Here is a 26,700-nt window from a genome sequence, read left to right on the forward strand (position 1 = left end):
CGCAGTAAAGGAGATCCACGCATGAACGCGGTCACGGGAAGCACAGGCACTGGGAGCACGGTCCCGAACAACATCGGGGTCGCCCGGCCCCGGGTCGAGGGGCGGGCCAAGGTCACCGGCAGCGCACGGTACGCCGCCGACAAGCCGATGCGGGACCTGGCCTTCGGCTCGGTCGTCATGTCCACGGTGTCCCGGGGTCGCATCGTCGACATCGACGTCTCGGCCGTCAAGGACATGCCCGGCGTGCTCGGTGTGATCGACCACCGGAACGCGCCCCGGCTCAACCCGCAGGCAGGGCACTTCTTCGGCCCGGACGGCGGACTGCAGCTGCTGCAGGACGACGTGATCCCCTTCGCCGGCCGGCCCGTCGCCCTCGTGGTGGCCGAGACGCCGGAGCAGGCCAAGGCGGCGGCCGACGCGCTGCCGGTGACCTACGACGAGCAGCCGCACGACACGGACTTCTCTGCCGATCACCCGGCGGCCCGGCCGGCGCCGACGCTCTTCGACGGGCCGGCGGACGTCGGCGACGTGGCGGCGGAGCTGGCCGCGTCCGCCGTGGTGGTCGACGAGCGCTACCGCACGCCCGAGGAGCACTGCAGCGCCATGGAGCCGCACTCGGCGACCGCGTGGTGGGAGGGCGAGCGGCTGCAGGCCATCGACTCCAACCAGGGCCCGTTCTTCATCGCCACCGTCCTGGCCACGCTGTTCTCCCTGAGTTTCGAGCAGGTACGGGTCCGCACCGAGCACGTCGGCGGCGGTTTCGGCTCCAAGGGGATGTGCGGCCCGCAGCTGGTGCTGGCCACGATGGGCGCGACACTGTTCCGGCGGCCCGTACGCGTCACGCTGACCCGCAATCAGGTGTTCCTGATGACCGCGATGCGGCCGGCGACCGACCAGCCGATCCGGATCGGCGCCGACGCCGACGGCCGCCTGCGGGCGATCCAGCATGAGCCGGTGTTCGAGCTCTCCCCGCTCGCGGACTACATCGAGGGCTGCACCGAGCTCACCAAGACGCTGTACGCGGCGCCCGCGATCCGTACCCGGCTCAAGGCGGTTCCCCTCGACATCCTGCCGCCGTACTCGATGCGCGGGCCAGGTGCCGCTCCCGGCTCCTTCGCGCTCGAATCCGCCATGGACGAGCTGGCGGAGCGGCTGGGCATGGACCCGCTCGAACTCCGGCTGCGCAACGAGCCCACCGTCGGCCCGGTGTCCGGCCTGCCGTTCAGCAGCCGCAACCTGGTGGCGTGCCTGCGTGAGGGCGCGCGCCGGTTCGGCTGGGCGACGCGTGATCACAAGCCGAGGATGCGGCGGGAAGGACACCTGCTCGTCGGCACCGGGATGGCCGCCACGTCCTTCAGCGCCGGGGCCTTTCCTTCGGTGGCGTCGATCACCGCCGAGCTGGACGACACCTTCACCGTGGTCATCGCCGCCACCGACCTCGGCACCGGCGCACGCACCGCGCTGACCGCGATCGCAGCCGACGCGCTGGCGGTCGACATCGAGCGGGTACGGCTGCGCATCTCCGACAGCGAGCTCGGCCCCGCCTGGAGCGCGGGCGGTTCCCGGGGGACGACGTCCTGGGCCTGGGCGATCACCGAGGCGGCGGCGCAACTGCGCGACCGGCCGCGCGATCCGTCGCGACGCGTGACCGTCACGGTCGACACCTCCGAGTTGCTCAACGACCTGCCGTCCATGGAACGGCACGCCTACAGCGCCGTGTTCACCGAGGTGACCGTCGATCCGGCGACCGGCGAGGTGCGCGTGCGGCGGCTGCTCGGGATGTTCGCGGTGGGCCAGGTGGTCAACCCGCTCATGGCGCGCAGCCAGGTCATCGGCGGGATGATCGGAGGGCTGTCCATGGCGCTGCACGAGGAGGGCGTACGGGACCGGGTCTCGGGCCGGCACGTCAACGCGGACTTCGCCGGTTACCACATCGCCGCGCACGCCGATGTGCCCGACATCGAGGCGGACTTCGTACCGGACTATGAGCCCGGCATCCCGTTCGGCATCAAGGGCGCCGGAGAGATCGGGAACGTCGGCACCGCGGCCGCGATCGCGAACGCCGTCTGGCACGCCACCGGGACGCGGCAGCGGTCACTTCCGATCCGGCTCGATCGCGTACTGGAGGAGCAGCCTCTGACTTGATCGCTTGCCCGGCGCGGATGGGGCATGGTTTCGTAAGGTGTGCGAACCATCCCCATATTGGTGGACGAATGCCGCAGCATCGTCGCGGCCCATGCCCGGCCGGACTATTCGACGCCGATCGCCGGGCTGACGGTGTCCAGCATCGAAACGGTGGCGCCGGAGCACTCGCTGACCGAGCCGCTGCTGGTGGTCATGTTCCAGGGCGGCAAACGCATCCTGCTGGACGACCAGGTCTACGAGTACCGGGCCGGGGACTGCCTGGTGGTCACCGCCAACCTGCCCGTCACCGGCCACTTCCTGGACACCGGCCCGAAGTCCCCGTCGCTGGCCATGGCGCTGGTGCTGCGCCCGGCCGCCATCACCCCGCTCCTGCTGGAGATCCCGGCCGGGCGCTGGTCCCGTACTCCGGCCGGTCAGCCCGCGATCGCGACCAGCGAGGCCGACGCCGACCTCCTGGACGCCGTGGCCCGGATGCTGCGGCTGCTCGACCGCCCCGAGGACGCGCCGGTGCTCGCCCCGCTGATCGAGCGCGAGATCCTCTGGCGGCTGCTCACCGGCCCGCACGGCGCCATGATCCGCCAGATCGGCCTGGCCGACAGCAACCTGACCCAGGTCAGCCAGGCCATCCAGTGGATCCGCGACAACTACGCCGAGCCCATCCGGATCTCCGACCTCGCCCGGCTGGCCGGCATGAGCGCGTCCGCGTTCCACCGGCACTTCCGCGCCATCACGACCCTGAGCCCGCTGCAGTACCAGAAACGTATCCGCCTCCAGGAGGCCCGTTCGTTGCTGGTCGCCCGCGCGGGCGATGTCGTCGGCGTCGCCCATCTCGTCGGCTACGACAGCCCGTCGCAGTTCAACCGCGAGTACCGCCGCCTGTTCGGCGCCCCTCCCGGTCAGGACGCCGCGCGGCTCCGCGCGGAGTAAGCGGAGTAACCGGTCACGACAGATCGGACATGTCGAGGACGAAGCGGTAGCGGACGTCGTTGCGCTGGAGGCGGTCGAGGGCCTCGTTCACGCGCGACGAGGCGAGCAGCTCGATGTCGGCCGTGACGCCGTGCTCGGCGCAGAAGGCCAGCATGGCGGCCGTCGCGGCGCGGCCGCCGCTGCCCGCGGAGCTGAGCTTCTTACGTCCGACGAGCAGATCCATGGTGTCCACGGTGAGCTCTCCGAGGTACCCGACCTGGCTGAGCGTCCCGTCCATGGCGACGAGTCGCAGGTAGGGGCCCACGTCGTGGGGGGCGGAGATGGTGTCGACGACGACGTCGAACCGGTCGCGGGCGGCCGCCATCCGATCCGGGTCCGTGGAGTCGACGAGGTCGTGGGCGCCGAGCCGGCGGGCGTCGGCGGCCTTGTCCGGTGATCGGCTGATGACCGTGGTGTCGGCGCCGAGCGCCACGGCGAGTTTGACCGCGAGATGGCCCAGGCCGCCCAGTCCCGCCACGGCGACCCGGCTGCCCGGGCCCACGCCGAGTGCGCGCAGCGGCTCCCACACGGTGATCCCGGCGCAGAGCAGGGGGGCCGCGGCGGCGGGGTCGAGCCCGGCGGGCAGAAGGTAGGCGAACCGGTCGCGGACGACGTACTCGCGAGAGTAGCCGCCCAGGGTGGTCGAACCGTCGTGGCGGTCGGTGCCGCCGTAGGTCAGGGTCGGGAACTCGTGGCAGAAGTTCTCCTGATCGGCCCGGCACATGGCGCACACGCCACAGGAGTCGACGATGTTGCCGACCGCGACCGGGTCGCCGGCCGCGAACCCGGTGACCTCGGGCCCGATCTCGGTCACCACCCCGGTGAACTCGTGACCCGGCACCAGGTTGGTCCCGCCGCTGTGGGCGTGGACCGCGTGCAGATCGGTGTGGCAGACGCCGCAGTAGTCCACCCGCACGGCGAGGTCGTCGGGGCGCAGGTCGCGCCGTTCTACGGTCGCCCGCCGCAACGCCGCCGCCGGGCCGTCCGCGCGCCATCCCACTGTGGTTCTCATACTGGCTCCCTAACAAACAGAACAGTCGGTCTGTTCCAGAGACTAGCAGACCAACTGTTCTGTTTGGATAGGCTGACCTGTATGGACGATCAGCCGCTGACCTCCCGTGGCGCCGCCACCCGCGCTCGCATCCTCGACGTCGCCACCCGGGAGTTCGCCGAGCACGGGATCGCCGGGGCGCGCATCGAGCGGATCGTGGCCGCCGCCCGCACCAACAAGGCGCAGCTGTACGCCTACTTCGGCAACAAGGAAGGGCTGTTCGACGCTATCTTCTTCGCCTCGCTGGAGCGGATCGTCAACGTCGTCCCGATCGACGCCACCGACCTCTCGGACTGGGCCGTACGCCTCTACGACGAATACCTCCGCCGCCCCGACCTCATCCGGCTGGCCACCTGGACCCGCCTGGAGCGACGCCCGACCGGCCATCTCGTCGCCGAGGCCGACCACCGCAACGACCACAAACTCCAGGCCATCGCCGAGGCCCAGGCCGCCGGCATCGTGGTCCCGGGCGACCCGTTCGACGTGATGGCCCTGGTCATCGCGATGTCCATGACCTGGTCCCCGGTCAGCAACGTCTACACCGCGACCGCCGAGGAACCCCCGGAAACCCACGACCGACGCCGCGCCTTCCTCCGCGAGAGCGTCAGACGCGCCGTCATGATCAACTGACCGGTCGCATCGGCGTGCGTACGGTTGCTGGCGTCATGGGCAGTTCACGGAGGAGGGGAGGGAGCCTGGGCGGCATCCCGGCCGGCGAAGACGACCGCCCAGGGCTTTCATGCAGGTGGCGTCAGGCAAGGCCGAGCCGGGGGCGCACCCATTCCGCCAGCTTCCTGATCGCCTCATCGGCGACCGGGGCGCGACCTGCGCCCATGTGCCAGGTGTGCTGCTGGTCTTCGAAGATCTCTACCTTGACCTCCACGCCCTCCTTTTCGGCGAGTGTGGCGAGCCTGTGGCTGTCATCGAGGATCATCTCGGTGCTGCTGGCCTGGATGTACAGCGGGGGAAGGCCGGCCAGGGCGGCGTAGAGGGCATTGATGGCCGGGTCCTTGGGGTCCCCGTGCTCGCCCAGCAGGATCTGTGCCAGGAATTCCAAGTCCATCGGTGTCTCGCCGCCGAAGAGGGTGTCCGTCATCCGGTTGGTCGTGCGGGTCTCGCCGCCGTTCTCGATGTCGAACCAGGGCGACAGCGGCATCACGGCCGCCGAGACGGGCAGGCCTCTGTCGCGGGCGTGCAGCATGGTCAGCACGCTGAGCCCACCGCCTGCCGAGTCGCCGGTGACGGCGATGTGCTCGGCCCTGATGCCCTGATCGAGCAGCCAACCGTAGGCTGCGGTGGTGTCGTTGATCTGGGCGGGATGCTGGTGCTCGGGCGTCAGACGGTAGTCGACGATGAGAGCCCTCGCACCTACGGCCTTGGCGATATGCGCGAACATCTTGCGATGGGTGTACATCGAACCGCCGATGAACCCACCTCCGTGCAGGCACAGAAGCACCCGATCTGCCACACCGGCCTTAGGCGTCGCCCACATGGCCGGCACACCACCCGCGTCCACCTCGACATAGTCGACCCCGCCAGGTTCGGTGGTCGCGTCGCTCCAGTGGTCATTGAGGTCGCGGGACTCTTCCAGTGAGATCGGCGGGTTCTGCGCGAACGCCGCGTTGACCTGCCGGTAGTGCTCGGTCAGCCAATCGGTCTTGCCGGTCATGTCCAGAGTTCCTTTTCCGGTATGAGCCGTACCACCTGAATGCGTGTCAGGGGACGGCATCGGTTTCCTTGAGTGGTGGCTTCTCGCCCGGGCGGGCGCTGTTCCGGTGCTGCCTTCGCCAAGGGAGACAAGCCTCACGCTGAGAAGGAATCGCTACGCCGCGAGGCGCCCGAAGCGGCTTCGACCCGCAGGGCCAGGCGCACTGGGCCGCACACCTGAAGCTCATCCGCGCCATCCAGCAGCGCACGGGCGGGTTCGCAGCGATTCCTTTCGCCGCCCTGGATGGTCCACATTGGTGCGGCTCGGAAGGAGCCGACCCACAAGAGGCGGGAGAGGACCACGGTGAGCACGTTCGAGGAGTTCGCCGCGCTCGCGGAGCCGTACCGTCGCGAACTGCTGGCGCACTGTTACCGCATGGTGGGCTCGGTGCACGAAGCCGAAGACCTGGTGCAGGAGACGTACCTGCGCGCCTGGAGCGGCTACCGGAAGTTCGAAGGCCGCTCGTCCCTGCGCACCTGGCTCTACACGATCGCCACCAACGCCTGCCTGACCGAGCGGAGGCAACGCAGCCGACGTCCGCTGCCCTCTGGTCTCGGGCCGGCGAGCGACGACCCCGACGCCCCGCTCGAAGCGGCGAGCGGAGACGTGCTCTGGTTGCAGCCGATCCCCGACATGATGGTCACCCCTGGCCCGGGTGACCCCGCAGCCATTGTCACCTCACGGGAGCAACTGCGCCTCGCGCTCATGGCCAGCCTCCAGAAGCTGACGCCGCGCCAGCGGGCGGTCTACCTGCTGCGCGAGGTGATGGAATTCCCCGCCGCGGACGTGGCGGCCATGCTGGAGACCTCGGCGGCCGCGGTCAAGAGCTCGCTGCAGCGCGCCCGCGCGGCCCTGACCAAGGTCGACACCATCCACGAGGAAACCACCGAGCTCTATGCCCAGGACCTGCTGGAGCAGTACATGACCGCCTTCGAGAAGGCGGATCTGGCGGCTCTGGAGCGGGCCTTGCGCAAGGACGCCGCGCTGGAGATGGTCGGGTACTCCACCTGGTTCTCCGGACTGGACACCTGCCTGCGCTACCTCGCCCCGGTGCTGGGCTCTCCCGGCATCTGGAGGATGATTCCGGTCCGGGCCGGCGGGCAGCCCGCCGCCGCTGCCTACCTACGCCGTGACGATGGCATCTACGAGGCCTTCGGCCTCGCCGTCCTCACCGTCACGCCGGGCGGCATCAGCCGGATCACCGTGTTCGGCAAGGAGGACTCGCTTCCCTGGTTCGGCGTACCGAGCACTCTGCGATGAAGACATGACGGATCGTACGTCGTCCGAGCCGCGCGATGAGTCGGTCGCCCGGACCGGCTCCATTTATCGTGCAAGTGTCCGGCTGCGGTCGCGGAGGAGGGCGACGCCGTCGCCCTCCAGTTCGTCGCAGTACGCGGTACGCCCGGTCATGGCCATGGTCAGGGCCAGGGTGGTGCCGGACACGAGCGGTCCCGCGCCGGTGGTGAAGGGGCCGTCGGTGGCGGTGAGCCGCAGGCCGCCGATGCGCCCCTTGGCGAGCACCACCATGTCGGAGCCCTGGTAGTAGTCCGCTACTCGCGTCAGGGTGTCGATCGGGTAGTCCCGGTGGATGCCCAGCGGACGCCGGATGTCCTCCCCGTGCACGATCGTCTCGCCGAGCATCGCGAGGACGGGGAGTGGTGGTTTGGTGGTGCTGGTGACGATGCGGCGGAATCTCTCGAACGTCTCGGCCGGGGTCGAGCCGAGCTGCTCGGCCAGCCGCATGGCCACCTGCTTGTCGAAGTCGAACCGGCAGCGGATCACGCCGGCCAGCCACCGTACAGGGGTGAGGCCGGCCCCGGAGGTGAGGTGGGCGAGCACCTCGCGCACCGTCAGGCCGTCGCACAGCGACGGCGTCGCCCACTGCTCGTCGGTCAGCTGGGTGAGGTCGGCCGCCAGCGCGGCGCGCTCGGCGTGGATCAGGGCCCATATCGCGGTGCGGCGGTCTGCTGTGGACATGTCGAATGAAGTCCCGTCAACGTGCGTGACCTTGGCCGCGGTCGAGTCCGCGGCGGCCGGTCGTGGCGGCTCGGCCAAGCCGCTCACGGGCTTCGCCTGCCGTTGGTCACAGTAGTGACTCCCACGGCAGGGCGAAATCGTCGCTCGTGAGCGACCGATCCTCCAGGCGACGCTACTCGCGGGCGGTGATCTGCTCCGCGGTGGCGAGCAGGCGCCTGGCGGTGCGCTCGACGTCCAGGTCGACCATCGACACTATGCCGAGACTGGCCTCCAGCGACTGCCCGTCACCGTCGTAGAGCGGCACGGCGATGCCGACCGCGCCCGGTGTCAGGTTTCCGCGTGACACCGCGTATCCGCGCTCCCGCGCCTCGACGACCCCGGCCGGGTCGTCGGCCTCGGGCGGGCGGGCCAGCATGATGGCCAGGCCGCTGGCCCCCTGGTCGAGCGGGTGGCGGGCGCCGCTGCGCTGGGACAGGTGGAAGACCGCGTCGGACGGCTCGACCACCGCCAGCACCACGGCGTCGGCGCCTTCCGACACGACGCACTGCGTGGTGACGCCGAGCTCCTCCGCCAGCGTCCGCAGGTAGGGGACGACCGCGCGCCGCAGCTGCGGGTTGGCCTGTCTGGCCAGCTGGATCACGCCCAGGCCGAGCCGGTAGCGGCCCGAGCTGCCCTCGGCGGCGAGGCGGTGGTTGCGGAGCGTGGTGAGCAGCCGATAGACCGCCTGGCGGTGCATGCCCAACGACGTGGCCAGCTCCGCGACGGTCATGTCACGGTCCTCCACGGCGAGCAACTCCAACAGTTTCAGACCCCGATCCAAGGTCTGGGACCCGTTGCCCTGACTCCCGCCGTCCCCGGCGCGATCACCAGTGCTCACGTCAAGCCATCCCTACCGCTGTCGGTTTTCACAACGCGCATTATGCCGATATTGATCAGGCCTGATTTCACTCGTCGCATGAGAGTCAACTTCCGACAGTCCGGTCTGCTGCGGCATTACGCCCAGCGATCCGGCCGAACGCGAGACATTCGGCGATACTGCCGCCACCTGTCGGATAAAGCAGGCCGTGCAATGATCCTAGCTCACCGGCGGAGTACAGATTGTCTATCCAACCTCCGTGAATCGAGGCCACCCGCGCTTTCGCGTCACGGCGCGGCCCGCCGACGGTATGCGAGCCGCCCGGCCATAGCGGAACCGCGAAATAGCGATCACCGCCGATCGGCGTGAGCGTGCCGGGGTCGCGGCCGAAGTCGGCGTCGACGCCCGCCGCGCAGTGCTCGTTGTAGCGGGAGACCGTCCGCTCCAGAGCGTCCGGGTCGAGCCCGCAGGCGCGGGCCAGCTCGGGGATCGACTCGGCTGACTGGATCCAGCCGCGCCGCAGTTCGGCCACGTTGTCCGCGCTCCAGGTGTAGTCCTGGACCGGTCCGGCGGGGCCCGAGTAGGTGGGGACCAGCGTCGCCCGCTCGAAACGGGCCTGATCGAATATCCACCACGTCGGAATCCGGGGATAAGTGAGCTGATCGGCGTCCATCGCCAAAAGCGCCAGATGGGCGGCGTGCTGCTTGCCCGGCTCGCGGATGAATCGCCGGGCCGACCCGTCGACGAAGATCGAACCGGGTGCCGTCACACCCTCGGCCGGTCCGAACCTGCCTGATCCCCACAGGTCGACGGCCGTTCCCCCGGTGTATCCGGCATCGGGGAATCGTGCCACGAAATGACCTGGCCAGACATTCATGTGCCACAGCTCCGCGCCGATATCGGCGGCCATGGTGATGCCGTCCCCGGTGTTGTGCTCGGTGCCGTAGAAATGCACCGGGGTGACCGGCAGGTAGTGCTTTTTGAGCCGTTCGCTGGCCTCGTAACCACCGACCGCCAGCACGACGCCGCGACGCACGCCGATGCGCTGCACTCCGCCCGCGCCTTCGGTCTCCACCCCGACGACCGCGCCGCGGTCGTCGGTGAGCAGCCTCTTGGCCGCCGTCGCGTACCGGACCTCGATCTCGCGCTCGGCCACCAGGCTCCGCAGGAAGCCGTGCATCGGGCAGCCGGTGTAGCCGTCGGGGCCGCTCGTGGGCTGCGCCTTGTAGACCCTGATCGACTCGTGAGCGGGCAGGGAGGGGTGCTCGCCACGGATGTTCAGCTTCTGGTACTTGCCGCCGTGCGCGTCGAGCCAGGCCGGGTTGGCCGCCGTCTCCTCCGCCCAGGTGCGGATCAGACCGGGATCGATCAGGGGCAGCTCGCCGTTGACCGCGTACATCGCGGACAGGTACTCCACCGCGCCGTCCACGTCCTCCGGCACGAGGAAGAACCCGGCGGCGTAGCGGCTGTTGGGCCGGTGATCGTCGGCCCGCTGCTTCTCGATGACGAGCACCTCGGCGCCCTCTTCGTGCGCGGTCACCGCGGCGACCGCACCGGCGTCGCCCAGACCGAGCACGACCACGTCGACGGTCCTGTCGAAGGGACCGGTGTGATGCATCGCGACCTCCCCTAACCGAGCCCGAACAGTCTGGCCGCGTTCTCCTTGAGGATCTTCGGGCGGATCTCGTCCCGGATGTCGATCTTGGCGAAGTCGGCCAGCCAGCGCTCCGGGGTGATCATCGGGAAGTCCGAGCCGAAGAGCACCTTGTCCTTGAGCAGCGTGTTCGCGTACTGCACCAGCTGCGGCGGGAAGTACTTCGGAGACCACCCGGACAGGTCGATGTACACCTTCGGCTTGTGCATGGCGACCGACAGCGCCTCGTCCTGCCAGGGGAACGACGGGTGCGCGAGGATGATCTGCAGGTCGGGGAAGTCGACGGCCACGTCGTCGATGTGCATCGGGTTGGAGTACTTCAACCGCAGCCCGCCGCCGCCCGGGGTGCCCGCGCCCGCGCCGGTCTGGCCGGTGTGGAAGAGCGCGGTCAGCCCGTGCTCGGCGATGACCTCGTAGAGCGGATAGGCCATCCGGTCGTTCGGGAAGAAGCCCTGCGAGGTGGGGTGGAACTTGAAGCCGCGGACGCCGTACTCCTCGATCAGCCGCCGGGCCGCCCGCACGCCCGCCGCGCCGCGATGCGGATCGATGCTCGCGAACGGGATGAGCACGTCGCTGTGCAGTGCCGCCTGCTCGGCGATCTCCTCGTTGGCGGGAGACTGCTCCTTGCCGCTGACGTGCATGGAGTCGACGCCGAAGACGATCGCCGCCATGTTCCGCTCGCGGTAGTACTCGGCGATCATGGGCACGGTGAACTTCCGGACCGCACCGGCCTTGAAGTAGTCGGCCATCGCCGAGAACTTGTCGTCGCCGGAATCAGGAGTGTCGTGGACGGAGATCTGCACGTGGGTGTGCACGTCGATCGCGTCGAGCGCGGTGATGTCCATCAGGCCGTCTCTCCCTGGTCGGCGACGATCGCGGTGGCGCTGCCGGACAGCACTTCCACGCCCGCCGCGTTCACCGCCGAGATGGTGAGCTCGGCGCGCCGCTGCCCGTCGACCGTGTCCACCGAGGTGACGGTCGCCGTCGCCGTGATGGTGTCGCCGGGCCAGACGGGCGCCTTGAACCGGGCCCGGTAACGCCGGATGTTCTCGTGCCCGAACCAGTCGGTCAGCACGCGGCCGGCCAGGCCCATGGTGAGCATCCCGTGGGCCATGACGGTCGGGTGGCCGGCGATCTGGGTGGCGAACGGCTCGTCGGTGTGCAGCGGGTTGAAGTCACCGCCGGCGCCGGCGTACATCACGATCTGCGTGCGTTTGAGGTCCGTCACGACGACCTGACGTACTTCCTGGTCGGTTGTCACGGTCATCGGCCTGCCTCCGGGGTGTCGTCGCTCTTGGGGGTGACCGTAACCGAGACCGTGGTCGAGCGGGCGACCAGCTCTTCGTCGGCGTCGAAGAAGTCGACGTGCCGCTCGGCGAAGTTGAGCACGCCGCGCCCGCCGGTCTTGCTCCACGTCCGGCCCTCGCGCTTGCGGGCCGTCAGCGTCTCGCCGACCCGGATCGGGCGGAAGTACTCGAACTCCTGCTCGGCGTGCAGGCCGCCGCCTCCGCCCGATGACTCGCCGGGCCCGGCCCCGGAGCCGTTCCAGGGTGCGCCAGGGCGCATCCGCAGCCCCCAGTCCGGGTCGAACTGGGCGAAGGCGATCGGGAAGGTGGGCGGGACCACGTCGGCGTCCTCGCCCAGGGCGCGGGCGAAGGCCCGCACGTGGCCCTGCTCGATCGGGAACGGTATGCCGGTCAAGACGCTGTCTCCTCTGCTTGCAGGTAGCGCGTCGCCACATCACGGGCCGACGCGCGGTTGATCTTGCCAGCCGGGCTCCGGGGGAGCGAGTCGACCCGGACGATCCGGCGCGGGCGCTTGTAGCCGGCGAGCCGCTCGGCCACGAGGGCGCTCAGCGTCTCGTCCTCGACGTCGGCGAGCGCGCTCGCCGGGGCGACGACGGCGACCACGATCTGGCCCCAGCGCGGGTCCGGGACGCCGACGATGACCGCGTCGGTGATCTTCGGGTGGGTCAGCAGCGCCTCTTCGACCTCCTCCGGGAAGACCTTCTCGCCCCCGGTGTTGATCACGCCGTCGCCCCGGCCGAGCAGGATCAGCTTGCCGTCCGCGTCCAGCGAGGCGAGGTCCCCCGGCACCGAGTAGCGGACGCCGTCGATGACCCGCCAGACCCTGGCCGTCCGCTCCGGGTCCTTGAGATACCCGACCGGCTGCGCTCCGGCGCTGGCCAGGATGCCGATCTGACCGGTGCCCGGCTTGATGTCCTGGTCGTTCTCGTCGAGGATCCGGGCCACGGGGGCCAGCGTGAACCGCCCGTCCGCCAGGTCGGCCTCCGAGCGCGCCACGGCCAGCCCGAACGGGCCGCCTTCGGAGGCGGAGATGTTGTCGATCAGGGTCAGGTCGTCGCCGTACCGCAGCAGCTGACGCTTGACGTCGGCGCTCCAGATGACGCCGGAGCTGGTCATGTTGCGCAGGCTGCTGATGTCGTACGGCTGCCCGGAGCTCTCGGCGGCGGCCAGGGAGTCCACCAGGGGGCGGCCGAACGCGTCGCCGACGATGACCATGTCGGTGACCGCGTGCTGCTGGACGGTCTGCCACACCTCGTCCGCGTTGAGGGACTTGGAGGTGCAGAAGCAGATCGTGCCGCCGCCGTACAGGCTGCGCAGCGTCTGCAGCAGGCCGGTGCCGTGGATGAGCGGTGACATCGGCAGCACGGTGGGGGCGAGGCCCCTCTCGTGCAGCTCGCGGACCCGCGCCCGCACGTCGCTCGGCGTCTCCGGCACCGCGAGGTCGTGCTGGCGGAAGACCGAGGCGATGATGCCCAGCAGCCCGTCACGGTCCCAGATGACGCCCTTCGGCCGGCCGGTCGTGCCGCCGGTGAGCAGGATGATGCCGTGCGGCGAGTCGGTGTCGACCTCATCGTGGACCGGGCCGTGCTCGGCCGCCCACTCGAAGGACACCGCCGGTGCGAGCGGCTCGGCGGCCGATCCGGTTTCCAGGAGCAGGCCCAGCGCGGGGAGGTCGCCGTCTATCTGCTGAACCTGGGCGGCCAGGCTGGTGTCATAGACGAAAGCGGCCGCATCGGTGTAGTTGAGCACGTAGTGCAGCTCTGGGGCGAGATAGCGGTAATTGATGTTGACCGGCTGCGCGCCCAGCTTGAACACGGCGTACATGATCTCCAGGTACGCGAACGAGTTGTACAGGGAGATCGCGACGGTCGAGCCGGGGCCGACCCCGCGCTCCGCCAGCACCCCGGCGAGCCGCGAAGAGCGGGCGTCCAGTTCGGCGTAGCCGACCGACCGGTCACCCTGGATCATCGCGGGCCGGTCGCCCACCACTTCGGCCGCGGCGCGCAGGGCCGTGGCAACGCTCATTTTGCGATCGGTGGAGTCAGGCAAGATGGCCTCCGATTCGGGTATGGCCGCGCAACAGGTCGCGCGAAAGGATGAGCCGCTGCACCTCATCGGTGCCTTCGAAGATGCGCATCGCCCGGATGGCGCGATACCAGCCTTCAAGGGGAAGCTCTTTGGTATAGCCCATCCCGCCGTGGATCTGGAGTGCCCGATCCACGACGCGGCCGACCATCGCGGTGCAGAAGAGCTTCGCCATGGCCGACGCGTGTCTGGCGTCGGCCCCTCGGTCGACGTCCCAGGCGGCCCGGAGGGCCAGCCAGCGGGCCGCTTCGAGCTCGGTCTCGGAGTCGGCGATCATCCATTGGATCGCCTGGTTCTCGCCGATCTTGCGGCCGAAGGTCTCGCGCAGGCCGGCGTAGTCCACCGCCATCCGCAGACAGCGCTCGGCGATGCCGACACACTGCGCGGAGATCACGTAGCGGCCCTTGCCGACCCACCGCATGGCCAGCTGGAACCCGCCGCCGACCTCGCCGAGGACCTTGCCGGCCGGCACCCGTACGTCGTCGAAGGAGAGCGACGCGGGCTGGTGCCAGCTGCCCATCGTGCTGATCGGCGAGGAGGTCCAGCCGGCCTCCCGGTCGACGAGGAACGCGGTCGCGCCGTGGCGGGCGCCCTTGTCCCTGTCGGTGAGCGCGATGACGATCGCGTAGTCGGCCTCGTGGCCGTTGCTGATGAAGGTCTTCTCGCCGTTGATCAGCCAGTCGTCGCCGTCCCGCCGCGCATAGGTGCTGATCGCCCCGGCGTCGGACCCCGCACCCGGCTCGGTCAGCGCGAAACAGCCGAGGCGCTCGCCCTCGATCGTCGGCTTCAGGTACTCCTCCTGCTGGGCCGCGTCCGCGCCGTACAGGATGTTGTCGGCCTCCCCGCCGAAGCGGAAGGGCACGCAGGTCTTCGCCAGCTCGGCGTGGATCAGCGACTGGGTGACCGCCGGAAGCGCCATCCCGCCGTACTCCTCGGGCGTGCTGAGCCCCCAGAAGCCGAACTCGCGCGCCTTGGCGCGCAGCCGGCGCTCCTCGTCCCGGGGCAGCCGCGATCCGCCGTCGCGCACCAGCCGGAGGAAGTCCTCCTCCAGCGGGAGGATCTCCTTGGTGACGAAGGCGCGCACGGTGTCGCGGATGTCCCGCTGCTCGTCACTCAGCTCGAAGTCCATCGGCTCTCCTTCGGTACGCCGGTCATCCGGCCCGCGGCGGCAGGTCGTGGGCGCGCACGTTGGAGATCATCGCGGCGTCCATCATCCAGTCGTGCGCCCGCAGCGGATCGGCCACGATCTCCGACATCTGAAGCTGGAACTTGCGCCGCTCCGACTCGTCCTGCTCCGCCATGGCGGTGGTCGTGCGGTGCGTGAGCTCCTGCACCGCCTCGACGGCGGCCTTGCGCCTGCGGTGCGCCCAGGCGTCCAGCACGTCGGTGCCGGCCTCGCCGCGGAGCACCGCGCTGAGCTGGATGGACAGGTCGAAGGCGTCGTGAATGCCGCCGTTGAGGCCCATGCCGCCCATCGGGCTGTTGACGTGCGCCGCGTCGCCGATCAGCAGCACCCGGTCCCGGCGGAAGGTGTCGGCCACCCGCTGGTGCACGGAGTAGATCTTCCGTTCGCGCAGCGGCAGCTCGGGGTGGTCGCCGAAGACACCGCGCAGCCGGTCCGCGACGTACTGGTCGGACAGGGCCTCTTCGGTGGTGACGTGCGGCGGCACCGAGACGACGATCCGCCAGACGTCCGGCACCCGGAGGATCAGCAGGTGCTCCACGGGGTCGGCGATGTAGTTGACGTCACAGATGCCCGGCAGCAGCGTCTCCACCGGATAGTCGATGCTCAGCACGAGGTAGCGGTGCTCGTAGGTGAGCCCCTCGAACGAGCTCCCGAGCGCCTTGCGGATGGTGCTGCGCGCGCCGTCGGCGGCGAGCACCCAGCGGGCCGCGACCCGCTCTCCCGAGGCGGTGGTCAGCACCGCGCCGTCCTGGTCCTGGCTGACGTCCGCCACACCCGTGGCCAGCCGTACGTCGACCGGGGCGGGGCAGTCGTTGATCGCGTCCTTGATGATTTGAGTGTACTTGTACTGTTCGAGCTGCAATCTGAAGGGATAGGCGGTCTCGTCGGCGAGCATGCCGAAGTCGAACTCCGCGATCAGCCCGTCGCGGCGATCGTGCACCTGGTACTTCCGCGCGACGATGCCGGCCTCCAGCATCGTGGAGACGACGCCGAGGTCGCGGGCGATCTCGATCGTCGGCGGGTGGAAGGTCGAGGCCCGCCACTCGGTGCTGAGCCGGTCGGCCTCCTCGAAGACGGTGACGGACGCGCCGCGCCTGGCCAGGGCCAGGGCCGCGGTGAGCCCGACCGGGCCGGCGCCGACCACGGCCACGTCGAGGATGCCCATCACTTGCTCCACTCGGCGATGTGGTCGCACATGATCCTGGCCAGATCGGGGCGGCCCTGGAAGTAGTGGTCCGCGCCCTTGATCTCGACCAGTTCACGCCTGTCGTGCGCGACGGCCTCGTACATGGTGCGGGCGTGGCTGGGGAAGGCCGCGCAGTCGGCTGATCCGTAGACGACCATGACCGGCGCCTGCACCTCGGGGAGGGCGACGTAGGCGTTCGCCCGGCTGTGGTCGTAGCTCCACTGGCTCAGCCAGGACCGCAGGCTGGTGAGGTGGCCCAGCGACGCCGGCTGGAAGTTGGCCGCCCAGGGGCTGCCCCACAGGGTGCCGGCCTGCCGGTCGGAGGGGTCGAGGGCCAGGTCCAGGAAGCGCGGGTCGGCGGCCGTGCCGTGCACGACGAAGGGGAGGTCGTCGGGGGCCACCTTCTCCCCCGCCGCCGACTCGCGGACGTACCCGCGCAGCGCTTCTATCTGCTCGGTCGCCCAGGCGGTGATCCGGCGGTTGCGGTCGATCTGGGCGAGGCGGTAACGCTCGACGAACTCCTCACCGTAGGCCGGGCCGTTGGCGGGGTCGAACATGTCGAGCGAGGCGTCCCGGTCGAAGGGCCGCTGCTCGTCGGTGATGGCCGGGTCGAGCCCCTCGGTGTAGACGACCGCACGCCCGGGGTGCGCCATGGCCATGACGATCTTGTCAGCCGGGATGAGCCCGGCCCCGGCCAGGTCGACGGGGTCGCCGGCCGGGGTGTGGGTGATGGTGGGGTTCTCCGCCTGCGCCTGGTAGAGCGCGGCGAGCCCGCCGCCGCCGGAGTTCCCGACCAGGACGACCCGCTGGTAGCCCAGCTCGCGAAGGTGGCGGATCGCGGCGCCGATGTCCAGGAGGCAGTTCTCCATGATGAGCGCGGAGTCGTTGCCGACGTAGCGAGTGGCGAGCCCGACTGCGGCCACCCCGCGGGCGGCGAGCTCTTCCAGGGCGTAGTGACCGATGAAGTTGGACGCTGGGTGCACGATCAGCACGGCGGTCGACGGCGGCCGCAGATCGTTCTTCCAGAGGGTGGCCCAGATCTTCCCGCTCATCCGGGCGACGCCGGAGTTGATGTCCAGGCGTCCGCCAGGCGTCATCGGTATGGGGAGTAGTTCGCGGGACAGCACGGGGCGGCTCCTGATCAGCGCGGATGGGGACAGGGTGGGATCGGCAGGCCGTGCGCTACCGGCGCGCGGTCCACTTCCGCAGCGTCTCGGCGCCCGCGCGCGCGTCGGCGTCGTCGAGCGGGCGGGTCTGCAGCGTCAGCTCGATCCGGACCCCGTTCGGGTCGAAGATGTACAGCGACTCCCAGACCCCGTCATGGTCGACGATGCCCACCGTCTCCACGCCCTTGGCCGCGAAGTGCGCCTTCCACTCGTGGAGCTCCTCCATGGAGTCGACGTTGAGCGCGATGTGCCGCACCCAGGAGGGCACCGAGTCGGGTCCGGGGTTGGGCATGTCGTCGACCTCGAAGAAGGCGATGGCGCTGCCGTCGCCGAGCCCGAAGAAGGTGTGCAGGTAGGGCGTGCGGGCTCCGTTGGAAGGCACCTCGTCCAGCTGGATCGCGGTGAGCAGCTCGCACTTGAGGACCTCGGTGTAGAAGTCGTGCGTGGCTTGGGAGTCCCACGTCGGATAGGCGATGTGGTTGAGCGAGCGCGGTGCGCGGAGATCGGCTGTCGCCATCATCTGATCCTCAGTGTGTGTCAATTATCGGACAAGTAGTCCGGAATTTGAATTGATTGTCCGGCGGTGGATGTCAACTTGTCAACTACGACCTCAGGGGACGACCACGCTGCGCAGTGCTTCTCCGGCCAGCAGCCGGTCGTAACCCTCCTGCGCGTCGGTGAGGCCGAACGTCCCCGAGACGTACTCGTCCAGCGGGAGCCGGCCCTCCAGATAGAGCCTCGCGAGCAGTGGCAGGTCCCGTGCCGCGACGCAGTCTCCCCAGATGGAGACCCTGATCGACCCTCCGGTCAGGAACAGCCGTCGCAGGGGCACCTCGGCCACGTCCCCCTGCTTGGGGGCGCCGACGATCACCAGCCGCGAGCCGGGGGCCCGCAGGCCGTCGGCCGTCGCGAAGGTGGCGGGGCCGCCGACCGCGTCCAGGACGACGTCCGCGCCCAGGCCGTCGGTCAACTCGCGGACGCGTTCGCCGGGGTCCTCCTGGGACGCGTCGATGAGGTGGGTGGCGCCGAACCGTTCGGCGACGGCGAGTTTGCCGGGATTGGTGTCGATCGCGATGATCCGCCGCGCCCGCGCGTACGCGGCCCCGGCGATGGCCGCGATCCCCACGCCACCGCAGCCGATGACCACCACGTCGTCGGCCGGCCCGGTCTCCGCGGTGTTGACGGCCGCGCCGAAGCCGCTGGGCACGCCGCAGCCGAGCAGCGCGGCGATGGGCGGCGGCACCCTCGGGTCGATCGCGATCGCCTGCCGGGCGGGCACGATGACCCGTTCGGCCAGGCCGCCGACGCCGAGCACCGGAGTGGCGGCGGCGCCGTCGCCGAGGGTGACCTTCGGCCGGCGCGGCAGTTTCGACGCGCACGCCTCGGGCCGTCCCGAGCGGCAGTGCTTGCAGTCCCAGCAGGCCACCATCGGCGCGACGACGACGCTCTCACCCGGCGCGACGCCCGTCGCGTCCGGCCCCAGGGCCTCGACGACGCCGGCCACCTCATGGCCGACCAGGTAGGGGAAGTCCGTTCCTGACGTGCCGTGCATGAAGTGCACGTCGCTGTGGCACAGCCCGCAGGCGGTCACCCTGATCAGCACCTCGTCGCCGGTCAGGTCACGCAGCGGGATGTCCTCGAAGCTCAGTGGCCCGTGCGCCTCTCGGACGACGGCGCCTCGGTAGTGCTCGGACATGGATCACTCCTAGGGTCTGGCTGAAGGTCAGTACCAGCGGGGCGCGTCGGCCGCTGCGGTGTCCACGATCACCGTTTTGAGCTCCGTGTAGGCCTCGTGGCCCACCCGGCCGAGCTCCCGGCCGACGCCTGACAGGCCGACGCCGCCGATGGGGGCGTCCAGCGCCAGCGCCCCGTACGAGTTGATCCAGAAATAGCCCGATCGAACGGCTCTGGCGGTCGTCAGCGCCCGGTCCAGGTCACGGGTCCAGCAGCCGCCGACCAGGCCGAAGGGCGAGTCGTTGGCGAGCGCGACGGCCTGCTCCGCGCCGCTGAACCGCTGGACCGTGAGCACCGGCCCGAAGACCTCGTCGTACACGATGGCGGGCACGCGCGGCAGCCCGGAGGGGATCTCCAGCACGGTCGGCGCGACGAACGCGCCGCCGGGATGGACGCCGGGCGGCCGGTCACCGCCCGCCAGGACACGCGCTCCTTGCTCCACCGCCGTGTCGATCATCGCGCGGACCCTGGCGGCCTCGCCGGTCGAGATCAGCGCGCCCAGCTGGGTGTCCGGCGCGAACGGGTCGCCGACCCTGATCGAGCGCGCCACGTCGACGACCCGCTCGACGAACGCGTCCGCGATCGACTCCTCGACCAGGAGCCGGGAGCCGGAGAAACATCGCTGCCCGGCGTTGCGGAAGATGCCGCCGACCGTGGCGTGCAGGGCGGCGTCCAGGTTCGCGTCGGCGTAGACGATGTTCGCGGACTTGCCGCCGAGCTCCAGCAGCACCCGTTTCATCCCGTCCGCCGCCGAGCTCATCACCTGCCGGCCGACCGCGGTGCTGCCGGTGAACGACACCATGCTCACCCCGGGATGCTCGACCAGCTGACGGCCGACCTCCCCCGCGCCCTGGAGCACCTGAACGAGGCCGCCGGGGAGTCCGGCGGCCGTGAGGATCTCGGCGAACACGGGCGCCGCCAGCGGGCTGAGCTCGGGGGCCTTGATCACGATCGCGTTGCCCGCCGCCAGCGCCGGGCCGGCCTTCTGCGCCGCGAACATGAACGTGGTGTTGAACGGGATGACCGCCGCCACCACCCCCACCGGCTCCCGGAAGGTCATCCGCAGCGTCGAGCCGTCCGCCGGCAGGGTGCTGCCTTCGAGGGTGGCGGCCCACCCCGCCGCGGCGCGCAGGTGGGCCGCGGCCACGAAGACGTCGCCACGCGCCTCCGCCAGTGTCTTGCCGTTGTCCAGCGCGACCAGGTGGACGAGTCGTGCGGCTCGCGCCTCGATCAGGTCGGCGGCCGTGCGCAGGATCCGCGCGCGTTCGTGCGGGGAGGTGCGCGCCCAGGCAGGCTGAGCCGCGACGGCGCCCGCGACGGCTTCGTCGACGAACCCGGCCGTGGCCGCCTCGACCTGCGCGATCAGCGAGCCGTCGCCCGGATGACAGGTCGGGAAGACCGCCCCGCCGCCACCGCGCAGCGCCCCTCCGGCGAAGCTGTGCGCCGCCGGCAACTCCGCGACGGCGATGTGGACGGCGATGTGCTCGGACAGGTTTGTGCTCATCGAGGAGTCTCCTTGGGCAGATCTGTGCCGTGGCCCAGGTACACATGCGGCCAGAACCGTGACTGCCTGCCGGACCAGCGCTCTTTACCTCGTCTGCACCGGAACGCTACCATCAAAATTCAAATATAGGACTCATCGTCCGATAAATGGAATTTGGAGATCCCATGGAGTTCACCCACCTCGGTCGCAGCGGTCTGACCGTCAGCCGTCTGGTGCTCGGCACGGACAACTTCGGCACCCAGACGACCGAGGAGGACGCGTTCCAGATCATGGATCACGCCCACGAGCTGGGGATCAACCTGATCGACACGTCCGACGTGTACGGCTGGCAGTTCGGCGAAGGGCTGACCGAGCAGATCATCGGCCGGTGGCTGTCCACCGGCGGGGGCCGCCGCGAGCGCACGGTGCTCAGCACCAAGCTGTACGGCCGCATGTCCACCTGGCCGAACGACGCCGGCCTGTCCGCGCTGCACATCAGGCGCGCCTGCGAAGCGTCGCTGCGGCGGCTGAACACGGACTACATCGACATCTACCAGATGCACCACATCGACCGATCGACCCCCTGGGAGGAGATCTGGGAGGCGATGGACGTCCTCAAGACCCAGGGCAAGATCGTCTACGTCGGGTCCTCGAACCACCCCGGCTGGCACATCGCCGCCGGGCAGGAAGCCGCCGCCCGGCGCGGCCACCCGGGCCTGGTCAGCGAGCAGACCATCTACAACCTGCTCGAACGCACCGCCGAGCTGGAAGTGCTGCCCGCCTGCGCGCACTACGGCGTCGGCATGATGCCGTGGTCGCCGCTCGACGCCGGCCTGCTCGGCGGGATCCTGCGCAAGGAGCGGGAGAACCAGATGGGCACCCCGCTGCCCGGCGCCAACGTGGCCACCCACCGGGGCAAGCGGCTGATCAAACTGGACCGGCACCGCGCCGCCGTCCAGGCCTTCGAGGACCTGTGCGACGAGATCGGCGAGAGCCCCGCCGACGTCGCGATGGCCTGGCTGCTGGGCCGCCCCGGCGTGACCGCGCCGATCATCGGCCCGCGCACCCTGGCCCAGCTCGACGCCGCCACCCACGCCTTCGAGGTGACCCTGGACGACAAGACGCTCGACCGCCTCGACGCCATCTTCCCCGGCCCGGGCCCCGCGCCGGAGGCCTACTCCTGGTAGGCCCCCGGGTGACCGGCCCCGCTCAGCGGAACGTCTGCTGGAGACCCAGCAGACGCCGGGCGCCCATCTTGTCCAGATACTCCTGGTGGTCCTTGACCCCGAACACGTACTCGTCCAGGTACTCCTTGGTCCGGTCCTGGACGGCGAGATCCCGATACTCCACCAGCCGCTCCCGGTCGTAGGCGTAGTGCCCCGGCGAGGACAGCGGATGCGAGCCGTAGGGCGCGTGGGCGACGATGTCCACGATCGCGCCGGGGATGGACACCAGCCGCGGGTCGGGGGCCGGAGCATACTCGTCCAGGATCTCGTCCGAGCTGATGATGACGTGGTCGCTCGCCTTCGCCATCACGTCCTCGAACCGCCGCTGGCCGAAGATCTGCGCGTTGCCCTTCCGGTCGGTGACCTGCGCGTGGAACAGCCCGTAGTCCGCCCGCAGCGCGGGAATCGTGGTCACGGTACGCCCGGTGTACGGGTCGATCGTCGTCCGGACATTCTTGTTGACCTTGGGCAGGTCGGTGCCCTCGTACAACGGGGGAAGCGGCAGGAACGGCAGCGTGCTCGCGCCGGCGCGGAAGCCGTAGACGATGTACGCCTCATCCCCCTCGACGATCTCGATCGACTGGCTCTCCGCGGCCCGGCGGTAGTTCGGCGCCATGCCGAGGAACTCCAGCCCGACATAGGACACGTGCAGCCGCTTGACGCAGCCGGCGGCGATGAGCATGTCCACGGGCGCGCCCGCGCTCGGCGTCGGGATCAGCTCCAGATCCCTGACCCCGCGCCGGATCAGCGCGTTCACCAGCGCCATCGGGCCGTTGTGGGAGTGCACGCCGCCCAGCGCGATCGTGGCTCCGTCGGGGATGCCGGCGACCGCCTCCTCGGGGGTCGTCACCTTGTTCGCGCTCATCGCCTGAACTCCTTAGCCGCGGCGTCGCCGCCGGTGGTCACCTCGCCGAGCAGGCGCGTCCCAGTGACGCGCTTCAGCTCGGCCCTCCTGATCTTGCCGCCCTCGTCGACCGGCAGGTCGGTCACGAACTCCACCTCGCGTGGCCGCTTGTAGCCGGCCAGCCGTTCGGCGCAGTAGTCGAGGACCTGCTGCTCCGTCAGTTCCACATCCGGCGCCCGCTGCACCAGCGCCTTGACCGACTCGCCGAACCGCTCGTGCGGCACGCCGATCACCGCGGCGCGGGCCACGCCGGGGCAGGCCTGCAGCACCGCCTCGACCTCACCGGCGTACACGTTCTGCGCCCCCGACCGGATGACGCCCTGCGCCCGGTCGGCGAGGTAGATGTAGCCGCGCTCGTCCCGCCAGGCCATGTCGCCGAGCCGGAGCCAGCCGTCCTTGAGCACCGCGCGGGTCACCTCCGGCTGACTCCAGTAGCCGGAGAACACGCTGGCCGCCCGGATCCGCATCTCGCCGGTCTCCCGTACGGCCACCTCACGGTCCTCGGCGTCGAAGATCTTGACCTCGGCGAACGCGGCGGGCCGGCCCACCGGGACGATGGAGGCGGCCTCGGTGCGCAGGAAGTTACGGTGGTCGTCCGGGGTGAGCAACGCCACGAAACCCCCCGCCTCAGTCGCCCCGAACGCGTGGTAGAACTCCAGGTCCAACGCCTCCGCCAGGGACCTGATCAGGCTCCACGACACCGACGCGCCGCCGTACCCGACCAGCTTGAGCGCGCTCGCGCGCGTGAGGTCGAGCTCGGGCAGCGCCCGCACCAGGTCGACCAGCATGGTCGGCACCAGGAAGGCGTGCTCGACCCCGAACCTGTCGATGTCCTCGACGAACGCGGCCGGGTCGAAGCGCCTGCGCAGCAGCAGCGGGACGCCGAGGTAGGCGGTGGTCGTCACGAAGGACGCGCCGACCCCCAGCGTCAGCGGCACCGAGATCCAGGTCGGGCCGCCGCGCGGCACGTTGACCTCGCACAGGTAGTTGGCCGTGCTGGCGAGCTGCTGGTCGTGCGTGGCCATGCAGCCCTTGGACGCGCCGGTGGTGCCGCTGGTGTAGCGCAGTGAGCGCAGCTCGTCGCCGGTGCCCGTCTCGGGCACCTCGCCCGGGTCGCCCGAGGCGACCAGGTGCACGAACGATCCTTGCTCGTCGTCGCCCAGGCCGATGGTGTAGACGCCGCGGATGCCCGGCACCTGCCTGGCCGCCTCGACTGCGGCGGGGGTGTCACAGATGATGACGGACGCGCCCGAGTGGGTGAGGATGCGGGCGATCTCGGGCGCGGTCAACCGGGTGTTGATCCCCACGGTGACCAGGTTGGCCTTCCACGCGCCGTGGAAGGCCGTCACGATGTGATGGCAGTTGGACATCACCAGCGCGACCCTCTCCTGCGCGCGGTATCCGAGCCCGATCAGCGCGTTGGCCAGCCGGTTGGTCTCGATGTCCAGCTCGGCCCAGGACAGCTGGGCCTGGTCGCAGATGACTGCGGGCAGCGGGCCTCGTCGTACCGCGTTCTGCCGCAGCAGGTTCTCGATTCGCATGCGTGTCCGTTCGTCGGTCGTCAGCGGCCGAGTGCCCGCTCGACCAGGTCGGCGATGAGGTCGGGGCGCTCGATGTGGACGTTGTGCCCCGCGCCGGGCAGCACGGTGACCGGGTGCCCGAGCACCTCGGCCATGTCCGCCGGCTCGATGCCGGGATCGTGGTCACCGCAAGCGAGCTCGACCGGGCAGGTCACCCGGCGCATGCGCGCGGCCAGCTCGGGACCGGTGGCCGGGCCGGCCTTGGCGATGCCCGGATCGCCGGAGAGCCCGTAGCCGCCGTCGCGGGCCGTGACCCCGGTGGCGCGATCCTCGTCGGTGAACGCGGGTCCGGTCATCCCGGACACCCGCCCGAACAGCTCGCGCGCCTGCTCCTCGCCGGGGAAGACCCGGACCGGCCGGTCGGCCGTCGCGGCCCGCCGGGCCAGTTGCTCCTCGGTCCAGGCGACCTTCATCGCGACCACCGCCAGGGAGCCGACGGTGATACCGCGAGTCCCGTCCGCGAGGGTCATCCCGATCATCCCGCCGAGCGAGTGGCCCACGACGGTGACCGGGCCCTGGACGCCGGTGAGCGCGGCGGCCACCGCGTCGGCGTAGCCCTCGGGCGAGTAGTCCTGACGATGGCCCGAGCGGCCGTGCCCCGGCAGGTCGGCGACCAGCCACCGGCATCGGGTGCCGCGCTCGCGGAGCCGCTCCAGCACCGGTTTCCAGACGGCTCCGGACGCGCCCGAGCCGTGCAGGAAGAGCACCGCGGGACCGTCCTCGCCGCCGGACTCCAGGTATACGTCGGCCATCACGCCTCCGCCTTCACTCGCGCGAGGAACCCGAGCGCCGCCTCGACGAACTCGGCCGAGCGCTCGATCTGCGGGTAGTGACCGCTGCCGTCGATCGTCTCGGTCCGCACGCCCGGGATCTGTGCCGCCAGTTCCTGCCAGGTCAGCGGCGGCACCAGCCGGTCGTGCTGCCCCCGGACGAGGAGGGTGGGCACGGCGACGCGCCCGTAGTCGCGGGCGGGCGGGCGCACGTGCGGCCGTCGTTCGCCGCTGTCACGACCCGGCGCGCGCAGACTGCCCGCCGCGGCGGTCTCCCACGCGCCCGGGACCATGCAGTACTCATGGCGGCGGCGCAGGTAGTCCTCGCTGTGCTTCCAGCGCGGGTCGTGGAAGAGGACGTCCATCGACGGGCGCAGGCCGTCGAGCGTGCCGTCGAAGTCCTCCAGTACGGCGCGGGCCTCCGCCACCGGGGCGGCCAGGCCGGTGCCCACCACCACCATCGAGCGGATCGGCCACTGGGGTGCCGGCCGGTTGGCGACGTCGAGCAGCATCCGCCCGCTGAGTGAGGTGCCGATGAAGTCCGCCGAGTCGATGCGCAGGGTGCGCAGCACGCCGGCGACCTGCCGCAGCATGAGCCGGCGCTGGCCGCCGAAGTCGCGGAGCTTGTCGCTGTGCCCGAAGCCGACGAAGTCGAGCGCCAGCACGCGATGGTGCTCGGCCAGCGCCGGGACGCAGTTCTCCCAGGCGAGCCGGGCGGAGGCGCCGTACTCGCCGCCGTGCAGGAGGATCAGCGGCGGACCGTCCCCGGCTTCCAGATAGTGGGTCGTGCAGCCGTCGGCGACGACGTACCGATCGTGAAAGCTCATGAGCGCTCAGACCACGGCTGGGTAGCGGCGCAGCACACCGTCGCGATCGACCTGGGTCCGGAGCAGGGTGAGCTCCTCGTCACTCGGGGCGCCGACGGTCTGCACGTCGTCGGCGATCAGCAGCTCGAATCCGGTCGCCGCCTGGATCTTCTCGATGCTGCTCCACGGGTGGACCTTGATCAGGCGCATCCGCTTGCTCTCCGGCTCGAAGTCGAACACGCCCAAGGGGGTGAACACCCGCCGGGGGCCGTCGGACTCCGGGCGGAAGACCTTGGAGCGGGCGTCGCCGCCGTCGAGCCAGCCGGCGCCGCTGACGAAGTCGACCTTGTCGACGAAGATCTTCGGCGTGTGGTGCTGGGTGTAGATGTAGCTGGTCTTGAAGCCGCCGAGGAAGATCAGGCCGATGGTGCCAGGGCCGCGCACCTTCGGCTTGTGCCAGTCGCCGATCATGGCCATGTTCAGGTTGCCGTGCTTGTCGATCTGCATGCCGCCGAGGAACGCGAAGTCGAAGCGCATCGCGGTCTCGAAGTCCACGACGTCGTCGAGGCTAAAGTGATACTCGCTGGTCACGAGGTTGCGGTAGTCGGCCGAGGACTCGGTCAACCGCTGGATCTTCGGGTTCATCGCGCCGCTGCCTCCACAGAAGAAGGACAGGTTGGGCGCGTGCGTGAGCTGCGCCAGGCGCAGCCCGGCGGCGGGAATGTGCGATGCGGCGCCCACGGAGCCGAAGGCACCGTCGGCCATCTCGTGCGAGATGGAGATCGCCATCATCTCCGCCCAGGTATAGGTCGCCTCCGGCACGTGGCCCCCAATCGGGTTCGAGCGACAGCGCAGGTCATCGCGCTGGACATCTCGCCGGGACAAGTACTTGTCAGAACAGCGAGTCGCA

At 70.2% G+C, this 26,700-nt stretch carries 25 protein-coding genes; 5 read left to right on the top strand and 20 right to left on the bottom strand.

The genetic code is table 11. The annotated features are described in order from the left end of the window. Positions 1-21 precede the first annotated feature (21 nt). On the top strand, positions 22-2,145 hold the full coding sequence (locus ACTMTF_RS17385) for a xanthine dehydrogenase family protein molybdopterin-binding subunit (RefSeq protein ID WP_441111599.1): 2,124 nt from the start codon (positions 22-24) through the stop codon (positions 2,143-2,145). A gap of 39 nt (positions 2,146-2,184) precedes the next feature. After that, the gene (locus ACTMTF_RS17390; RefSeq protein ID WP_441111600.1) at positions 2,185-3,072 is read left to right on the top strand and encodes an AraC family transcriptional regulator; all 888 of its coding nucleotides are present in this window, start codon (positions 2,185-2,187) and stop codon (positions 3,070-3,072) included. A 13-nt stretch (positions 3,073-3,085) separates the two neighbouring features. Here ACTMTF_RS17390 and ACTMTF_RS17395 read toward each other — a convergent pair whose 3' ends face one another. Then, a complete protein-coding gene (locus ACTMTF_RS17395; RefSeq protein ID WP_441111601.1) occupies positions 3,086-4,123 on the bottom strand; it encodes an NAD(P)-dependent alcohol dehydrogenase in 1,038 nt (345 codons plus the stop codon). Positions 4,124-4,204: 81 nt separating this feature from the next. On the opposite strand from ACTMTF_RS17395, the gene ACTMTF_RS17400 reads away from it, so the two are divergent. Further along, entirely contained in the window at positions 4,205-4,792 is a 588-nt protein-coding gene (locus ACTMTF_RS17400) for a TetR family transcriptional regulator (protein WP_441111602.1), read from the top strand. A gap of 121 nt (positions 4,793-4,913) precedes the next feature. Here the strand turns inward: ACTMTF_RS17400 and ACTMTF_RS17405 are convergent, their stop codons facing one another. Continuing rightward, entirely contained in the window at positions 4,914-5,831 is a 918-nt protein-coding gene (locus tag ACTMTF_RS17405; RefSeq protein WP_441111603.1) for an alpha/beta hydrolase, read from the bottom strand. A 282-nt stretch (positions 5,832-6,113) separates the two neighbouring features. On the opposite strand from ACTMTF_RS17405, the gene ACTMTF_RS17410 reads away from it, so the two are divergent. Then, positions 6,114-7,130, top strand: coding sequence for an RNA polymerase subunit sigma-70 (locus ACTMTF_RS17410; protein WP_441111604.1), 1,017 nt, complete (start codon positions 6,114-6,116; stop codon positions 7,128-7,130). A 63-nt stretch (positions 7,131-7,193) separates the two neighbouring features. Here the strand turns inward: ACTMTF_RS17410 and ACTMTF_RS17415 are convergent, their stop codons facing one another. The 13 genes from ACTMTF_RS17415 to ACTMTF_RS17475 all read right to left on the bottom strand — a co-directional run bounded on the left by ACTMTF_RS17415 (position 7,194) and on the right by ACTMTF_RS17475 (position 20,525). Then, a complete protein-coding gene (locus ACTMTF_RS17415) occupies positions 7,194-7,847 on the bottom strand; it encodes a maleylpyruvate isomerase family mycothiol-dependent enzyme (RefSeq protein WP_441111605.1) in 654 nt (217 codons plus the stop codon). A 172-nt stretch (positions 7,848-8,019) separates the two neighbouring features. Continuing rightward, the gene (locus ACTMTF_RS17420; RefSeq protein WP_397007205.1) at positions 8,020-8,724 is read right to left on the bottom strand and encodes an IclR family transcriptional regulator; all 705 of its coding nucleotides are present in this window, start codon (positions 8,722-8,724) and stop codon (positions 8,020-8,022) included. A gap of 85 nt (positions 8,725-8,809) precedes the next feature. After that, a complete protein-coding gene (locus ACTMTF_RS17425) occupies positions 8,810-10,321 on the bottom strand; it encodes an FAD-dependent oxidoreductase (protein WP_441111606.1) in 1,512 nt (503 codons plus the stop codon). Positions 10,322-10,332: 11 nt separating this feature from the next. Continuing rightward, positions 10,333-11,202, bottom strand: a complete 870-nt coding sequence (locus ACTMTF_RS17430) for an amidohydrolase family protein (protein WP_441111607.1) — start codon at positions 11,200-11,202, stop codon at positions 10,333-10,335. After that, positions 11,202-11,624: a MaoC/PaaZ C-terminal domain-containing protein gene (locus ACTMTF_RS17435; protein ID WP_397007211.1), complete on the bottom strand. Its 423-nt coding sequence runs from the start codon at positions 11,622-11,624 to the stop codon at positions 11,202-11,204. The genes ACTMTF_RS17430 and ACTMTF_RS17435 overlap by 1 nt, the downstream gene beginning before the upstream one ends. Then, on the bottom strand, positions 11,621-12,058 hold the full coding sequence (locus ACTMTF_RS17440; protein ID WP_441111608.1) for an FAS1-like dehydratase domain-containing protein: 438 nt from the start codon (positions 12,056-12,058) through the stop codon (positions 11,621-11,623). Before ACTMTF_RS17440 ends, ACTMTF_RS17435 begins: the two co-directional genes overlap by 4 nt. After that, positions 12,055-13,689: an AMP-binding protein gene (locus tag ACTMTF_RS17445; RefSeq protein ID WP_441111609.1), complete on the bottom strand. Its 1,635-nt coding sequence runs from the start codon at positions 13,687-13,689 to the stop codon at positions 12,055-12,057. The genes ACTMTF_RS17440 and ACTMTF_RS17445 overlap by 4 nt, the downstream gene beginning before the upstream one ends. A 16-nt stretch (positions 13,690-13,705) precedes the next feature. Further along, complete coding sequence (locus ACTMTF_RS17450; RefSeq protein ID WP_441111610.1) at positions 13,706-14,878, bottom strand: acyl-CoA dehydrogenase family protein; 1,173 nt, start codon at positions 14,876-14,878, stop codon at positions 13,706-13,708. A 22-nt stretch (positions 14,879-14,900) separates the two neighbouring features. Beyond that, positions 14,901-16,100 (bottom strand): FAD-dependent oxidoreductase, encoded by a 1,200-nt coding sequence (locus tag ACTMTF_RS17455; protein ID WP_397007219.1) that lies wholly within the window; start codon positions 16,098-16,100, stop codon positions 14,901-14,903. Continuing rightward, positions 16,100-17,218 (bottom strand): alpha/beta hydrolase, encoded by a 1,119-nt coding sequence (locus ACTMTF_RS17460; protein ID WP_441111611.1) that lies wholly within the window; start codon positions 17,216-17,218, stop codon positions 16,100-16,102. Before ACTMTF_RS17460 ends, ACTMTF_RS17455 begins: the two co-directional genes overlap by 1 nt. Positions 17,219-17,303: 85 nt before the next feature. After that, positions 17,304-17,807: a VOC family protein gene (locus tag ACTMTF_RS17465; protein WP_397007223.1), complete on the bottom strand. Its 504-nt coding sequence runs from the start codon at positions 17,805-17,807 to the stop codon at positions 17,304-17,306. A 90-nt stretch (positions 17,808-17,897) separates the two neighbouring features. Further along, on the bottom strand, positions 17,898-18,983 hold the full coding sequence (locus ACTMTF_RS17470; RefSeq protein ID WP_441111612.1) for a zinc-binding dehydrogenase: 1,086 nt from the start codon (positions 18,981-18,983) through the stop codon (positions 17,898-17,900). Positions 18,984-19,010: 27 nt separating this feature from the next. Beyond that, on the bottom strand, positions 19,011-20,525 hold the full coding sequence (locus ACTMTF_RS17475; protein WP_441111613.1) for an aldehyde dehydrogenase family protein: 1,515 nt from the start codon (positions 20,523-20,525) through the stop codon (positions 19,011-19,013). A 164-nt stretch (positions 20,526-20,689) separates the two neighbouring features. On the opposite strand from ACTMTF_RS17475, the gene ACTMTF_RS17480 reads away from it, so the two are divergent. Further along, a complete protein-coding gene (locus ACTMTF_RS17480) occupies positions 20,690-21,691 on the top strand; it encodes an aldo/keto reductase (RefSeq protein WP_441111614.1) in 1,002 nt (333 codons plus the stop codon). Positions 21,692-21,713: 22 nt separating this feature from the next. On the opposite strand, the gene ACTMTF_RS17485 is transcribed toward ACTMTF_RS17480, so the two are convergent. Genes ACTMTF_RS17485 through ACTMTF_RS17505 form a run of 5 tightly spaced genes read right to left on the bottom strand, consistent with a single transcriptional unit; the run spans position 21,714 to position 26,612 of the window. Beyond that, the gene (locus ACTMTF_RS17485; protein ID WP_397007229.1) at positions 21,714-22,595 is read right to left on the bottom strand and encodes a CoA transferase subunit A; all 882 of its coding nucleotides are present in this window, start codon (positions 22,593-22,595) and stop codon (positions 21,714-21,716) included. Next, complete coding sequence (locus tag ACTMTF_RS17490; protein WP_441111615.1) at positions 22,592-24,175, bottom strand: class I adenylate-forming enzyme family protein; 1,584 nt, start codon at positions 24,173-24,175, stop codon at positions 22,592-22,594. Before ACTMTF_RS17490 ends, ACTMTF_RS17485 begins: the two co-directional genes overlap by 4 nt. Before the next feature lie 20 nt (positions 24,176-24,195). Next, positions 24,196-24,966, bottom strand: coding sequence for an alpha/beta fold hydrolase (locus ACTMTF_RS17495; RefSeq protein WP_441111616.1), 771 nt, complete (start codon positions 24,964-24,966; stop codon positions 24,196-24,198). Next, positions 24,966-25,811 (bottom strand): alpha/beta fold hydrolase, encoded by an 846-nt coding sequence (locus ACTMTF_RS17500; protein ID WP_441111617.1) that lies wholly within the window; start codon positions 25,809-25,811, stop codon positions 24,966-24,968. The genes ACTMTF_RS17495 and ACTMTF_RS17500 overlap by 1 nt, the downstream gene beginning before the upstream one ends. A gap of 6 nt (positions 25,812-25,817) precedes the next feature. Beyond that, a complete protein-coding gene (locus ACTMTF_RS17505) occupies positions 25,818-26,612 on the bottom strand; it encodes a CoA-transferase subunit beta (RefSeq protein WP_441111618.1) in 795 nt (264 codons plus the stop codon). Positions 26,613-26,700 lie beyond the last annotated feature (88 nt).

It is taken from the genome of Nonomuraea sp. ZG12, from assembly GCF_052068115.1.
Lineage (GTDB): Bacteria > Actinomycetota > Actinomycetes > Streptosporangiales > Streptosporangiaceae > Nonomuraea.